The following is a 13,339-nucleotide window of genomic DNA, read 5'->3' on the forward strand; positions in this document are numbered from 1 at the left end:
GCAAAATGTGTTGCTGCGAGCGAGTCCGCGGAACGTGCCGCGCTAATTAGGGTGTGGAAACGCGCGGAGCCGACGGAACTTTGGGTGACCGCCCACCCAGACCATCGCCAGCACCAGCAGGACAGGCATCACCGGATCGCGATAGCGGGTGATGATGTAGGCGAACATGTGGGGCACCCAAAAGCCGACGATCACGGCGGAAATCGCAAGCGCGAGCAGGACGTTGCGCTGCGCCAGTGCGATCAGACCAGCGAGCCCCGCCAGCACGAGCGCGGCATATTGCGCGACCTCGAACAGGCGGACGGCCGAAATCACGCGCGACGCCTGCCAGTCCTTTGCGTCGGGGATGTTGGGTGCCCAGAACAGCGCCAGCTTCTTCATCGCCAGAGCCAAGGCGGCCTGCGGCTGGGCAGCAACCCAGGCGCGGGCTGTGCGGCCGAGTTCGTCGCTCGCACCGAACTCTCCCGAAGAGCTCAACAGGGAATGCCACTCGGGGCCGGCCGGCGTATCGGCGATGCTGACGAAACTGCCGGTCGCGGCCGGATTGTTTCCAAGGTAGAGGTTGAAGCCGCTGTTGGAGGTAAGCTTCACCGATCCGAACGTCGTGTGGGTCGCGATCGCCCATGGCGCGAAAGCCAAGGCGATCCCGGCCACTAAAGCCAGCGCGAGCCGCGGCGATTTCCGTCCCAGGATCGCGCTCAACGGTCCCAGCAGCACCCCGGCCGACGCGGTTGCACCGATCAATCCTGCAACCCAGGCCGTTCCGGTGGCGAACGCGCCACGTCGCCGTTGGACCAAATCGATCGTGCCCGAGGTGACCGCGAGCACAAGCGGCACCGTCAGGTTCTCGCGTGCTAGCATGGCGCCGTTCCAGATCCCCGGCAGCCATAACGCGAACGCACTCACGGTGATGGCCGAAATCGCCCGTGATGCGCCCAGTTGTCGGGCGACCCGGTAAACAAGCGCGCCGCTGGCGATGGCCAGGGCAAGATTGAGACTGTGGCCGGCAAGGGGCGACGATCCGCCGACGGCATAGGCGATAGCCAGCAGCAGCGGGTAGCCGGCGCTGTAGAACAGACGATTGCCGAAATTGTCGACCATCGGCCCGCCCTGCGCCAGCGTGATCGCCATCGTGTGATAAGCGAGCCCATCGCTGACCGGAGGCCCAGCCAGGACGATGATCGCCGCGACCCGGATTGCTGCCACCAGAGCGAGCGCCAGGAACAGCCAGCGATGCTCGCGGACGAGACCGGACCACGCTTTCAGGGGAGGCTCCGCGCCACGAGAACGCAGCCGGCCGCGATCAGCAGCGTGCCGGCGATCCGCGTGGTGCTCACATTTTCGCCGAGTACGATGATGCCGAGCAACATCGTCGCGATGAAGCCAAGGCCGACGAACGGATAAGCTGCGCTCAAGGGCAGCCGGGCAAGAACGAACAACCACAGGATCGCGCCCAACCCGTAGATCGCGAACCCGGCGAGGATCATCGGCGATGTCGCGTATCGCAACGGCGATCCGCCGCCCACCGCCGCCACTCCCTGCTTCAACAGCAGTTGCGCCACCGCCGACATGGTAACGCTCGTCAAAATCAGGAGGAACAACGTACGGGTCACCGGGCCTCCTCTACGCAAAACGAGCGATCATCGCGCCAACTATTTCAGCACGGTTGGCAGGGTGATCCGATCGGCCAAGGCTTGGCGGTCGGTCCTTTTCCGGGCCGATCGACCGCCGGATCGATAATCAACCAATTGTTCGGACATCCAGTCCAGAGTTCGTCGGCTAACGCACCTGTTAGATCGTCAAAGGGGAGGCCGTGGCCTGATGGCGCCCTTCTTCACATCTGATTTCAGCAACGCCGTCGTCGTCGCCCAGGCCGTCGCTATCCAACGCCGGATAGCGTATCTTTATGGCGTAGTTATCTTTGACCTGGCGCTTGTCGCATATCTGCACAGAGGTCACGCACCGGACTGGCTTACGCTGACCCCTCCTGTTCTGTTGTTTGCCGGGATGGCGGCCCGACCTCGACGTGGCTGGCCGTCATGTACGGTCATCATGCGCATGGCGCCGGCGACTTCCTCACGTCACATGGGCTGGTCCTGATGGTGGCCATCCTCGTGATGAACTCCGTCCTGATGCTGCTCATCTTCCTGCCCAGCGTCGCGGCGACCATCGGCGCAGATCAGCCAACTAGCCCGCGTCAAGGCCATGGCGAGCTGAAGCGTCGTCGGTTTGCCGCCTATTCGAGAGTCGTCGACTGACCATCTGCCGCCTTCGGCCGATTATCCGCTCGTTCTGCAAGAACGAGTAGGTCTTCATGCAAGACGACAACGTCTGGAGGCCCGAGCCGGAATCGAACCGGCGTAAACGGATTTGCAGTCCGGTGCGTAACCACTCCGCCATCGGGCCGTCCGGGCGCGGCTTTGGCTTGTGGCGGGCGCGGGGTCAATGTTCGATCGACTGTATTAGCCTTGCAATACAGGTCCGCGGCGTGTAACGCGCCTGTCGCCGGGCGGCGCCGCGACAGGGCCCGGTCCACGACAGGTGATTGCGATGACCCTCTCCCCCCCGCCCGAAAGCCAGCCGGCCAACGCCACCGGCGCGCCGGACTTCGTCAGCCAGGAACCGCAACGCAGCCGTTTCGACCTCGCTCGCGAGGCGATGGTCGGATCGCAATTGCGCACCAACGAAGTGACCGAGCCGCGCCTCGTCGCGGTGCTTCGGCGCCTGCCGCGCGAACAGTTCGTCCCCGCGCGCCTGCGCGAATCGGCCTATGTCGACCGTGCCCTGCCGCTCGGGGATGGTCGCGCGCTCAACCCCGCGCTGACGACGGCGCGGCTGGTCGCGGACCTCGACCTGCAAAGCGGTGAGCATGTTCTGCTGATCGGCGCGGCGACCGGATATGCCGCGGCGCTGCTCGCGGCGCTCGGTGTTCGGGTGACCGCAGTCGAAAGCGACGCGACCTTGTCGCACATCGCCCGTGAGGCGCTGGCGGTGCACGGAGCCGCGATGGTGCACTGGGTGGACGCGCCGCTCCATGCGCCGGACGTCGGCGACGCGGGGTTCGACGCGCTGCTGGTCGATGGCGCGATCGAGCGGCTGCCTGAAGCGATCGTAACGCTGTTGAAGCCAGGCGCGCGCATTGCGCTGGGCTGGAACGACCAGGGCGTAACCCGCCTCGCCCGCGCGGTGCGGGTGGAGGGCGCGCCCGTCGCGCCGATGCCGTTCGCAGAACTCGAGTGCGTCGCCTTGCCAGGCTTTGCACCCCCAAAGGGCTTTCACTTCTGATGCGCCGTTCGCTGATGATGACCGGTGCCGCGCTGGTGGCGCTGGCGCTGCCGACGATGGCCGCGGCCGAAACGCTGCGCGATGCGCTGGCCCGCGCCTATATCTCGAACCCGACGCTGAACTCCGCCCGATCGGGGCAGCGCGCGCAGGATGAGACCATTCCGATCGCCCGCGCGGACGCTTTGCCCAGTGTCGGCGGCACCGTGGGCTACAGCGAGAATCTGGTGCAGGCGGGCAGCAATTCGGTCAGTCCCGACCGACTGCTCAACACGCAGGCGCAGCTGTCGGTGCCGCTGTTCGCCGGCGGATCGGTGCGCAATTCCATCCGATCGGCCGAAGCGCGGGTGGAAGCCGGCCAGACACAGCTGCGCGCGGTCGAATCGAACGTCTTCACGCAAGTCGTAGCTGCCTACATGGACGTGTTGCGCGACGAGGCGGTGGTGGCGCTCAACCGCAATCAGGTCGACGTGCTGAACGTCAACCTGCAGGCGGCGCGGGACCGGTTCGACATCGGCGACATCACCCGCACCGACGTCGCGCAGTCCGAAGCGCGGCTCGCGCTCGCCCGCGCGCAGTTGCAGGGCGCGGAAGCCAGGCTGATCGCCAGTCGTGAAGCCTATGTCCGGCAGGTGGGCGTGGCTCCGGACAATCTTCAGCCGCCGCCCCCGTTGGTGGGACTGCCGGGTAGCGCCGCCGACGCCACCGAACAGGCCGTCGCCAACAATCCCAGCCTGCTCGCCGCGCAGATTGACGCGCGCGCGGCGGGGCTCGATGTGCGGGTTGCGCAAGGCGCGCGGTTGCCGCGCGTGGGCGTGACGACCAACGCCGGCTATGTGAATTATCTCGGCTCGATCAACGCGCCGCCGGGGATCAGCGTTAGCAACGGCGGCTTCACGGCCGGGGCGGGCGTGCAGCTGTCGGTGCCGATCTTTCAGGCCGGACGGACCGCCGCGCGCATCCGCCAGGCGCAGGCGCTGGAGGGGCGCGCGCTCGAGGACGTCATCGGCACCGAACGCGCGGTGATCGCGCAGGCGCGCGCGGCCTATGCGAGCTGGCAGGCGTCGAACGCGGTGATTCAGTCCAGCCAGGTCGCGGTGGATGCAACGCGCCTCGGCCTCGAAGGTGTGCGCGCGGAGAACAGTGTCGGCACGCGCACGATCATCGAAATTCTGAACGCCGAGCAAGAATTTCTCAACGCGCAGGTGCAGCTGGTGACGGCGCGTCGCGACGCTTACGTCGCCGGCTTTGCTTTGCTGGCAGCGGTGGGCCGGGCGGAAGCGGACGATCTCGGCATCGTCGACGAAACGACCCGCTACGACCCGCGCGATAATGCGGCGCGCGTGCGCAACATCATCTGGGACTGGGGCAACGATCCGGCGCCGATCACGCGGTCGACGTCGACCCGGACCGTGCCCGCGCAAGACGCCGTCGCACCGCCGACGGTCGGCCGCGCGACATTGCAGCCGGTGCCGCCGCCGCCATCGCAGATCCCGCCGCGGTTCTAAGGCGAGCGGGCACGGCGCGCGACTTGACGTCCGCGCCGACGCCAGCTTTGGTGCGCGGCCATAGCGGGCGTGGCCTGCAGGGAGGGGACCGAACATGGGCGATCTGTCGCGCGAACCGTCGATGGAGGAGATTCTGTCCTCGATCCGCCGGGTCATCGCCCGGGATGAGGCGGGGCGCGCGGGGACCACGGTTCCGGCGGTCGGCGGTCGGCGCAAGGCCGCGATCGATCTCGACACGGCCCGGCCTTCGGACCCTTTCGAGGGCACCGACCTGGAGCTCGACGAGACACCGGCGGCGCCGACCCATGGCGGCGACGATGACGTCCTCGAGCTCACCGAAAGTTTTGCAGACGACGGCGTCGCCGGCGGAGCGGTGCACGGGGTGGACGATGGTTTTGCCGACCTGGTGGAGGAGGCGGCGGCTTCGCTCGATGCGTCGCAGTCCGGGGCGCCGATGCCGGCAGAATCGCAGGAGAATGCCGAGGTCATGGCGCGCAACAGTTCCACTAAGGTGAGCGCGGCGGTGGCGCCGGCCGCCCGCACCGCGCCGCTTGCCTCCCCGGAACCGGTGGCCGCGACGCGCCAGTCGCTCGATGTGCTGGCGGCGGCGGTAGCGGCGGTGCACCCGGCAGCGGCGGTCGACACGGCGCAGGGCCCGACAGTTGCGGCGCTGGCCGATGCGGCGCTGCGGCCGATGCTGCGCGAATGGCTCGACGCCAATCTGCCGACCATGGTCGAGAAGCTGGTGGCGGCGGAGATCGCGCGCATCACGGGTTCGACCACGCGCGACTGACCGGGAGCGAGCGGGCGAGGGCGAGTTCTGCGCCCTTGAATTCGTCGGGCAGCGACCGACCTTGAGCGGCGCGATGCCGCTCCACATGACCAAGATCGCCTATGGTTGCGCCAACCTCGACATGCTTGCCGACCGGCTGGCGGGACATGGCGAGCATGCGCGCATCCATACCCGCTATCGCCCGACGCGGTTCGAGGAAATCCTCGACGGCGGGTCGCTATACTGGATCGTGCAGCACCGCATCGTCGCGCGCGCGCCGATCTTTGCGTTCGAGGAAACGCACGAGGGGCGCTGGAACATCGTCACCCCGTCGCAGCTGACCCTGGTCGTGCCGCGCGGCAAGCGGGCGCATCAGGGGTGGCGATATCTGGCTCCCGACGATGCGCCGGCGGACCTCGCAAGCTTGGAGGGCGGGGAGGAGCTGCCGCCGGAATTGCGAGCGGAACTGGGAGCACTCTGCCTGGTGTGACGAGTCGCACGGTTGACGTTCGCGCCGTTCGGTAGAACATATGGCGAACACCATGAGCAGCGATTCATCCTCCCATGCCGTAGATGCGCCGTCCAATTTGGCCGATTTGCGTGCCCTGACGCGCGCGATAGAGGCGAGTGTTGAGGGCGAATCGACCGGATGCGACCGACTCGCCTTCGGGATGGAGGCGATGGATGGGCGGCTGGGGGGCGGTCTCGCGCTCGGCGCCCTGCACGAAGTGGCAGGCGCTAGCCCGGAGCTGGCCGACGATGCAGCCGCGAGCCTGTTTGCCGCTGGAATTGCCGCGCGCGCGCATCATGATCCGGGCGCGGCGAGCGCACGCCCGGTGCTGTGGGCGCTGGCGCAGGCGGACCTTTACGCCCCCGGCCTGGCGCAGGCGGGGTTGCCCCCGGCGCGTCTGATCTGTGCCGAAGGGGGCGACGATGCCTGCCGCCTCGCGCTGGCGGAGGATGCGCTCCACGACGGGTCGGTGGCGGCGGTGGTGGTGGAGGCGCGCGTGGCGCCGATGGTGGCGACGCGGCGGTTGCACCTTGCGGCGCGCGCGGCGGGGATCCCGGTGCTGCTGCTTAAACGCTGGCGGCGCTGCGGCGCCGACCCGCTGGCGCTGCCGTCGGCGGCGGCGAGCCGCTGGCGCATTGCCCCCGCACGCTCGGCGCGGCTCGGCGTGATGGGGGTGGCACGGGCGCGCTGGCAGGTCGATTGCGTGCGGCTGCGCGGCGGCGATCCTTTTTCCCTGGTGGTGGAGGCCTGCGATGAAACGGGTCGCATCGCTGTTCCTGCCGCAGCTCGCGATCGAGCGGCTGCAGCGCGAACGGCGCGCGTCCGGTCGCTCCGTGCGGCCTGACGACGCGCCCCCGCCCGCGCCACCGCTGCCCGACGAAGCGGAGGATGCTGCCCCGAGCCTTGCCAGCGATGGCGGCTGGCGTCCTGGCGCGCGCTGGGCGCGCGAGGAGGCGAGCCCAGCGCCCAAGGCGATGCGGGAGGACGGCCCGTTCGGCCTCGCCGGGCGCGAGGAAGCGCGCGCCGCGCTGCAGGCCAGGATCGAAGCGCGCCGTGCGGAGGTCCAGGCAACCTCGCGCCACGAAGCCCCGCCGCGCCGCCGCCTGACGCTCGCCGAAGAGGAGGCCGCCAAGCTCGCCAAGCGCGAGGATCGCCATAAACAACCGCTCACGCCCGAAGCCCGCCGCGCGCGGGCGCAAGCTGCGCACCAAGCGCGAGCGGGTGGAAGGGACGTCGCGCACCTCGACCCCACCGCCGCGGCGCAGGCCCACGAAGGCCAGCGTTACCGCGACGCCGGGCTATGCCTGCTCGACCGCCCCGCGGCGGGGAAAGCGTTCACTGCGGCAAGCGTCCTCGCCTTCCCCCATCCTCCCCGGCACGGGGAGGATGGGGGAAGCGCGCTCGCCGAGAAGATCGCGGCAATGCCCGCGCATCAACGTCCCGCGATGCGCGAGTTGGGGCGCAGTTCGCATGCGGCGGCGGTGCCGTTTCGCGCGATGCGCAGCGATGAAGGTGGCGCGCTGGTGCCTGCGCCGCCGTCGGCCAGCCCCGCGCATCGGGCGGCTTATGCAGCCCCGCCACTGCCCGAGCGCTGCGAGCCGAGGATGCGCGGGCCGGGCCGCCGCTTCACCCATGCTGGCCCGAAGAACCCCGAAGCGGTGCCCTTTTCGACTGCCCCCGATGCCGATTTGTCGGCAGAGTTGGCAGCGCTGTCGGCGCCCGGCGACGATCCCGACGCGCCGCTCGTGCTCGCGCATCAGGCGGGGCAGCGGCAGCTGATCGTGGCGGCGTGCCCACGCGCGCAGGCGGTGGGGCTGCATCCGGGCATGGCGGTGACGCAGGCGCGCGCGTTCGTGCCGGGGCTGGTGGTCGAACCGCATGATGCCGCCGCCGACGCCGCCTTGCTCCAGCGTCTCGCGGTGCATGCCGCGCTGCGCTGGTCGCCGTGGGTGCAGGTCGATGGCGACGGCCTCACCATCGACCTCTCCGGCGTCGCGCATCTGTTCGGGGGCGAGGCGCGGCTGGCGCGGCGGATCGTGCGGCGGCTGGCGAAGGCGGGCTTCACCGCGCGGCTGGCGATCGCGGGCACGCCGGGCGCGGCGCACGCGCTGGCGCGCCACGGCCATGCGGACATCGCCATCGTCACCAATGGCGACGAGGCGCAGGCGCTCTCCCCGCTGCCGCTCGCCGCGCTGCGGTGGGAGGCGGGCGCGCTCGATGCGGCGCGGCGGTTCGGCTTCGCCTCCGTCGGCGATCTCCTCCCGCTGCCGCGCGCGCCGCTGGCCAAGCGCTTGGGCCTCGCCGCGATCCGGCGGCTGGACGAAGCGCTGGGCCGCGCGGCGGAACCGCTGTTGCCCGTCGCCGCGCCCGACCCGATCCGCGTCGAGCGGCGGCTGGTCGAACCGATCGGCACCCCCGAAGCGATCGATCAGGTCGCGGGCGATCTCGTCATCGACCTCATCGCCGAACTGCAACGCCGGGGTTTGGGCGTGCGCGCGCTGGCGCTCGATTATGAGCGGGTCGACGGCGGGCGCCAGCGCATCGCCTTCGGCACCGCGCGCGCGACGCGCGAGGGCGCGCATCTGCTGCGCCTCATCCACCTGCGCCGCGAGCGCATCGACCCCGGTTTCGGCATCGAACGCATGGCGCTGCACGTGCTGCGCGCCGAACCGCTCGGCGCGACCAGCATCGGCGCGGTCCTGGCGGGGGAGGCGGCGCCGGTCGATGTCGCCGCGCTGGTCGACCGGCTCGCCGCGCGGGTCGGGCCGCAGGCGCTGTTCCGCCTCGCGCCAGTAGAGAGCGACGTGCCCGAACGTGGGGTGGCGCGCGTGTCGCCGCTGGCCGAGCCCGCCGACTTCGCGCGCTGGCGCCGCCCGGTGCGGTTGCTGCGGCGGCCCGAACCGCTCGACCAGGTGATCGCGCTGCTGCCCGATGCGCCACCGCGACGCTTCACCTGGCGCGGTGAGGCGCATGAGGTCGTCGCCGGCGACGGGCCCGAACGCATCCACGGCGAATGGTGGCGTTCCGAGCGCGAGACCTGGGCGGTGCGCGATTACTATATCGTCGAGGACAGCCGCGGCGCGCGTTTCTGGCTGTTCCGCCGCGGCGACGGCGTGGGCGCCGAAACCGGCGACATGAGCTGGCACATCCACGGGCTGTTCGGATGATCACCGCGAACCTGCCCCCCTATGTCGAGCTACAGGTGACCACGCACTTCAGCTTCCTGCGCGGCGCGTCGAGCCCGGAGGAGCTGTTCAGCGCCGCGGCGATGATGGGTGCCGATGCGCTCGGCGTCACCGACTGGCACTCGGTCGCGGGCATGGTGCGCGCGTGGGAGGCGCAGAAGATCACCGGCGTGCGGCTGATTGCGGGCGCGCGGGTGACCAGCGAGGACGGCCCGGTGGAGGCCCCCGACCGCCGCACGCTTCTCCTCTACCCCACCACCCGCGCCGCCTGGTCGCGGCTGACGCGGCTGCTCACCATCGGCAAGGCGCGCGGGGGCAAGGGCGCGTGCCAGCTCGGCTGGGCGGACATCGCCGCGTGGAGCGAGGGGCTGATCGCCATCCTGGTGCCCGAGGAGGCGGAGGACCCGGGCCTCCCCGCCGCGCTCGCCGACCTCGCCGCCACGTTCGGCAGCCGCGCCTATCTCGCGCTGACGTGGCGGCGGCGGCCGGGGGATGCGGTGCGGATCGACGCGCTCGACGCGCTGGCGGCGGCGCATGGGGTGAAGGGCGTAGCGACCGGCGACGTGCTCTACCATGCGGAGGAAGCGCGGCTCCTCCAGGACGTGGTCACCGCCATCCGCGAGAAGAAGACCATCGACACGCTGGGCTTCGCGCGCGAGCGCAACGCCGACCGCGCGCTCAAAAGCCCGCAGGAAATGGCGCGGCGCTTCGCCCCCTGGCCGCACGCGCTGGCCGCCACGCGCGAGATCGCCGACGCCTGCCGTTTCGACCTCGGCGAGCTCAGCTACCAATATCCGCACGAGGAGCTGATCCCCGGCAAGAGCGCTCAGGAGGCGCTGGAGCAGCTGACGTGGGAGGCGGCGCGCGAGCGGTTCCTCTCCGGCCTCCCGGAAGCGCACCAACGCCAGATCGCGCACGAACTGAAGCTCATCGCGCAGCTTGGCTACGCCCCCTATTTCCTCACCGTCTATGCCATCGTGCGCGAAGCGCGGCGGCGTGGGATCCTCTGCCAGGGGCGCGGGAGCGCGGCCAACAGCTGCGTCTGCTTCGTGCTCGGCATCACCTCGATCGACCCGATCCAGCACGAGCTGTTGTTCGAACGCTTCGTATCCGGCGAGCGGCGCGAACCGCCCGACATCGACGTCGATTTCGAACATGAACGGCGCGAGGAGATCATCCAGTGGATCTATGAGACCTATGGCCGCACCCGCGCCGCGCTGACCGCGGTGATCATCCGCTACCGCGCGCGCGGGGCGATGCGCGAGGTGGGGAAGGCGCTCGGCCTCCCCGAAGACCTCACCGGTGCGCTCGCCGGGCTCGTCTGGGGGTGGAGCGAGGATGGGGTGGGCGAACAGCAGGTCAACCAGCTCAACCTCAACCTCTCCGACCGGCGGCTGGCGCTGGCGCTGGATCTCGCGCGGCGGCTGATCGGCACCCCGCGCCACCTGTCGCAGCATCCCGGCGGGTTCGTACTGACGCATGACCGCCTCGACGACCTCGTCCCCATCGAACCCGCGGCGATGGTCGACCGGCAGGTCATCGAATGGGACAAGGACGACATCGACGCATTAAAATTCATGAAGGTCGACGTGCTCGGGCTCGGCATGCTCGGTTGCATGAACCGCGCGTTCAACCTGCTGCGCGAGAATAAGGGCATCGATATTTCGATGGCCGACCTGCAGGATGACGACCCCGCGACCTTTGCCATGATCCGCCGCGCCGACACGCTGGGGGTGTTCCAGATCGAAAGCCGCGCGCAGATGGCGATGCTGCCGCGGATGAAGCCGGACAAATTCTATGACCTCGTCATCGAAGTCGCGATCGTGCGCCCGGGACCGATCCAGGGCGACATGGTCCACCCCTATCTCCGCCGCCGCGAGGGCAAGGAGGATCCCGAATATCCGCGTCCCGAGCTGAAGGCGGTGCTCGAAAAGACGCTGGGCGTGCCGCTGTTTCAGGAACAGGCGATGAAGGTCGCCATCGTCGGTGCAGGCTTCTCCCCGGCGAAGGCTGACGCGCTGCGGCGCGCGATGGCGACGTTCAAGTTCACCGGCGGGGTCAGCAAATTCTACGACGAGCTGGTCGATGGTATGGTCGAACGCGGCTACCCGCGCGATTTTGCCGAACGCACCTTCAAACAGCTCGAAGGGTTCGGCAGCTACGGCTTTCCCGAAAGCCACGCGGCGAGCTTTGCCAAGATCGCCTACGCCTCGTCGTGGATGAAGTGCCACCATCCCGACGTGTTCTGCGCGGCGCTGCTGAACGCGCAGCCGATGGGTTTCTACGCTCCCGCGCAGATCGTGCGCGATGCGGTCGAGCATGGCGTGGAGGTGCGCGCCGTGGACATCAACGCCAGCCGCTGGGACGCCTGCCTCGAACCCGCGTCGGGGCGGTTCCTTGCCGTGCGGCTGGGCTTCAACATGGTGCGCGGGCTCGCCGATGCGCATGCCGCGCGGATCGTCGCGGCGCGGGGCGACACGCCCTACGCCAGCATCGAGGATGTGTGGCAGCGCGCCGGGGTGCCGCGCGCGGCGATCGAGCGGCTGGCGGACGCCGACGCCTTTGCCCGGCTCGGCGACACGCGGCGCCCGGCAGTGTGGGCGGTGCGCGGCCTCGGCGAAGCGCCGCTGCCGTTGTTCGCCGCGGCGGAGGCAGCCGCGGCGGGCGATGCGGAAGCGCGCGAGGCGGCGATCGGCCTCCCCGCCATGCCCGAGGGGCGCGAGGTGGTGGAGGATTATCGCGCGACGCAACTGTCGCTGCGCGCGCATCCGCTGCAATTCCTGCGCGCGGAACTGGAGGCGCGTGGGATGCGTCGCTGCGAGGAGCTGCGCCAGATGAAGGACGGCGCTCGGGTCGAGGTCGCGGGGCTGATCCTCGTCCGGCAGAAACCCGGCAGCGCCAAGGGCGTGCTGTTCATCACGATCGAGGATGAGAGCGGGGTCGCCAACGGCGTGCTGTGGCCCGACCGCTTCGAAGCGCAGCGGCGGACGATCATGACCGCGGCGATGGTCACCCTCAAAGGTCGCGTCCAGCGCGAGGGCGAGGTGATCCACGTCATCGTCGACCGCGTTGGCGATTTGGGCGCGCTGCTCGCCAGCATCGCCCAGCGCGCGCTGCCCGGGCGGCGGGGCGCGGCGGGCGAGCTGCCGGCGCCGGTCAGCGAAGGCGCCGCGCCCGATGCGCAGCTGGTGCCCGCCTACGACGCCTTCCCCTATCGCACCGCGCGTGGCGACGGGGCGACGCACGCCGGCTCCCCCGACCGGGGCGATGCCGGCTGGGCCCCCGCGGGCGTCACGCGGCAGCGGCATGTGCCTTCAAAGGACCGCCCGCCCTGGGACGAGGCTTCGTCGCCCGACCGCCCGGCGGTGGTTCCGGAATGGGCGCCCGCCCCCAACAGCGGCTATTATGCGCCCTTCGAAGGTGGGGCGGACCCGGAGGACGTGGTCCGTCAGAAGAGCCGCGACTTTCACTGAAGCGGCCTACCCACCTGCGGTTGCCCGGTGCGCGGTCGTCGCCTAAGTCGAGCGCATGCGCCGCCTGACGTTGATCATCCTCGCACCCGCCGCGCTCGCCGGTTGTGCGACGGTCGATGACGCCGGCTTTCCCAGCCTCGAGCGGCGTCCGGTCGAAGCGATCATCGCGGCCGAACAGGCGGCGCGCGGCGTCGATCCGGCGCCCGTCGCTCCGCCCGTCGCCAGCGCCGATGGCACCGCGGCGGCGGCACGATGGCTGGCCGAGGCGCAGGCGGGCGCGCGCGAGTTCAACGCGGCGCTCGCCGCCAACCGCGCGCAGGCCGCCGCCGGGCGCAACGCGGCGGTGGGCACGGAGGCCTGGGCGCTGGGCCAGGTGGCGCTGTCGCGCATCGAGACCGCGCGGGGCCGCACCCGCCTCGCGCTCGACCAGCTCGATCGGCTTGCCCAGACCGCGGGTGAACAGGCCCGCGAAGGCGACCGTCTCGCCTATGCCGGCGCGCAGGCGGAGGTGCGCGCCATCGCCGAGCAACAGGCGGCGAGCGTGCGCGCCTTATCTCGCTAAGCCACGGGCGGCGGTTCGCAAATCAATTCCGTCATGTTGAACTCGT

Annotated in this window: 11 protein-coding genes and 1 tRNA gene; 9 read left to right on the plus strand and 3 right to left on the minus strand. The window is 70.1% G+C overall.

Features of this window, described 5'->3' with window-relative positions:
- Positions 1-42: 42 nt before the first annotated feature.
- Positions 43-1,101 (minus strand): hypothetical protein, encoded by a 1,059-nt coding sequence (locus ACRYJK_RS10635; RefSeq protein ID WP_482667562.1) that lies wholly within the window; start codon positions 1,099-1,101, stop codon positions 43-45.
- 161 nt (positions 1,102-1,262) lie between these two features.
- The gene (locus ACRYJK_RS10640; RefSeq protein WP_482667563.1) at positions 1,263-1,613 is read right to left on the minus strand and encodes a DMT family transporter; all 351 of its coding nucleotides are present in this window, start codon (positions 1,611-1,613) and stop codon (positions 1,263-1,265) included.
- A 426-nt stretch (positions 1,614-2,039) separates the two neighbouring features.
- On the opposite strand from ACRYJK_RS10640, the gene ACRYJK_RS10645 reads away from it, so the two are divergent.
- The gene (locus tag ACRYJK_RS10645; RefSeq protein ID WP_482667564.1) at positions 2,040-2,258 is read left to right on the plus strand and encodes a hypothetical protein; all 219 of its coding nucleotides are present in this window, start codon (positions 2,040-2,042) and stop codon (positions 2,256-2,258) included.
- Between the two features lie 74 nt (positions 2,259-2,332).
- Here the strand turns inward: ACRYJK_RS10645 and ACRYJK_RS10650 are convergent.
- Positions 2,333-2,406, minus strand: a tRNA-Cys gene (locus ACRYJK_RS10650).
- A gap of 144 nt (positions 2,407-2,550) precedes the next feature.
- Between ACRYJK_RS10650 and ACRYJK_RS10655 the strand changes: the two genes are divergently transcribed.
- From ACRYJK_RS10655 to ACRYJK_RS10690, 8 genes are all read left to right on the plus strand, one after another.
- On the plus strand, positions 2,551-3,285 hold the full coding sequence (locus ACRYJK_RS10655) for a protein-L-isoaspartate O-methyltransferase family protein (protein ID WP_482667565.1): 735 nt from the start codon (positions 2,551-2,553) through the stop codon (positions 3,283-3,285).
- Positions 3,285-4,790 (plus strand): TolC family outer membrane protein, encoded by a 1,506-nt coding sequence (locus tag ACRYJK_RS10660; RefSeq protein ID WP_482667566.1) that lies wholly within the window; start codon positions 3,285-3,287, stop codon positions 4,788-4,790. The genes ACRYJK_RS10655 and ACRYJK_RS10660 overlap by 1 nt, the downstream gene beginning before the upstream one ends.
- Before the next feature lie 94 nt (positions 4,791-4,884).
- Complete coding sequence (locus ACRYJK_RS10665; RefSeq protein ID WP_482667567.1) at positions 4,885-5,583, plus strand: DUF2497 domain-containing protein; 699 nt, start codon at positions 4,885-4,887, stop codon at positions 5,581-5,583.
- 85 nt (positions 5,584-5,668) lie between these two features.
- The gene (locus ACRYJK_RS10670) at positions 5,669-6,052 is read left to right on the plus strand and encodes a DUF1489 family protein (RefSeq protein WP_482667568.1); all 384 of its coding nucleotides are present in this window, start codon (positions 5,669-5,671) and stop codon (positions 6,050-6,052) included.
- A 52-nt stretch (positions 6,053-6,104) separates the two neighbouring features.
- The gene (locus ACRYJK_RS10675; RefSeq protein WP_482667569.1) at positions 6,105-6,917 is read left to right on the plus strand and encodes an ImuA family protein; all 813 of its coding nucleotides are present in this window, start codon (positions 6,105-6,107) and stop codon (positions 6,915-6,917) included.
- Positions 6,826-9,240 (plus strand): Y-family DNA polymerase, encoded by a 2,415-nt coding sequence (locus tag ACRYJK_RS10680; RefSeq protein ID WP_482667570.1) that lies wholly within the window; start codon positions 6,826-6,828, stop codon positions 9,238-9,240. Before ACRYJK_RS10675 ends, ACRYJK_RS10680 begins: the two co-directional genes overlap by 92 nt.
- Entirely contained in the window at positions 9,237-12,731 is a 3,495-nt protein-coding gene (locus ACRYJK_RS10685; RefSeq protein WP_482667571.1) for an error-prone DNA polymerase, read from the plus strand. Before ACRYJK_RS10680 ends, ACRYJK_RS10685 begins: the two co-directional genes overlap by 4 nt.
- A gap of 55 nt (positions 12,732-12,786) precedes the next feature.
- Positions 12,787-13,293: a hypothetical protein gene (locus ACRYJK_RS10690; protein WP_482667572.1), complete on the plus strand. Its 507-nt coding sequence runs from the start codon at positions 12,787-12,789 to the stop codon at positions 13,291-13,293.
- The last annotated feature ends 46 nt before the right edge of the window (positions 13,294-13,339 follow it).

The sequence above is a fragment of the Sphingomonas sp. BLHR8 genome (assembly GCF_056821725.1).

What these genes read in the sequence shown, in the direction of transcription:
- ACRYJK_RS10635 (WP_482667562.1), bottom strand. Translation starts at nt 1,101, where the DNA reads ATGGTCGACAATTTCGGCAATCGTCTGTTCTACAGCGCCGGCTACCCG.
- ACRYJK_RS10645 (WP_482667564.1), top strand. Translation starts at nt 2,040, where the DNA reads ATGTACGGTCATCATGCGCATGGCGCCGGCGACTTCCTCACGTCACAT.
- ACRYJK_RS10655 (WP_482667565.1), top strand. Translation starts at nt 2,551, where the DNA reads ATGACCCTCTCCCCCCCGCCCGAAAGCCAGCCGGCCAACGCCACCGGC.
- ACRYJK_RS10660 (WP_482667566.1), top strand. Translation starts at nt 3,285, where the DNA reads ATGCGCCGTTCGCTGATGATGACCGGTGCCGCGCTGGTGGCGCTGGCG.
- ACRYJK_RS10665 (WP_482667567.1), top strand. Translation starts at nt 4,885, where the DNA reads ATGGGCGATCTGTCGCGCGAACCGTCGATGGAGGAGATTCTGTCCTCG.
- ACRYJK_RS10670 (WP_482667568.1), top strand. Translation starts at nt 5,669, where the DNA reads ATGACCAAGATCGCCTATGGTTGCGCCAACCTCGACATGCTTGCCGAC.
- ACRYJK_RS10675 (WP_482667569.1), top strand. Translation starts at nt 6,105, where the DNA reads ATGAGCAGCGATTCATCCTCCCATGCCGTAGATGCGCCGTCCAATTTG.
- ACRYJK_RS10680 (WP_482667570.1), top strand. Translation starts at nt 6,826, where the DNA reads ATGAAACGGGTCGCATCGCTGTTCCTGCCGCAGCTCGCGATCGAGCGG.
- ACRYJK_RS10685 (WP_482667571.1), top strand. Translation starts at nt 9,237, where the DNA reads ATGATCACCGCGAACCTGCCCCCCTATGTCGAGCTACAGGTGACCACG.
- ACRYJK_RS10690 (WP_482667572.1), top strand. Translation starts at nt 12,787, where the DNA reads ATGCGCCGCCTGACGTTGATCATCCTCGCACCCGCCGCGCTCGCCGGT.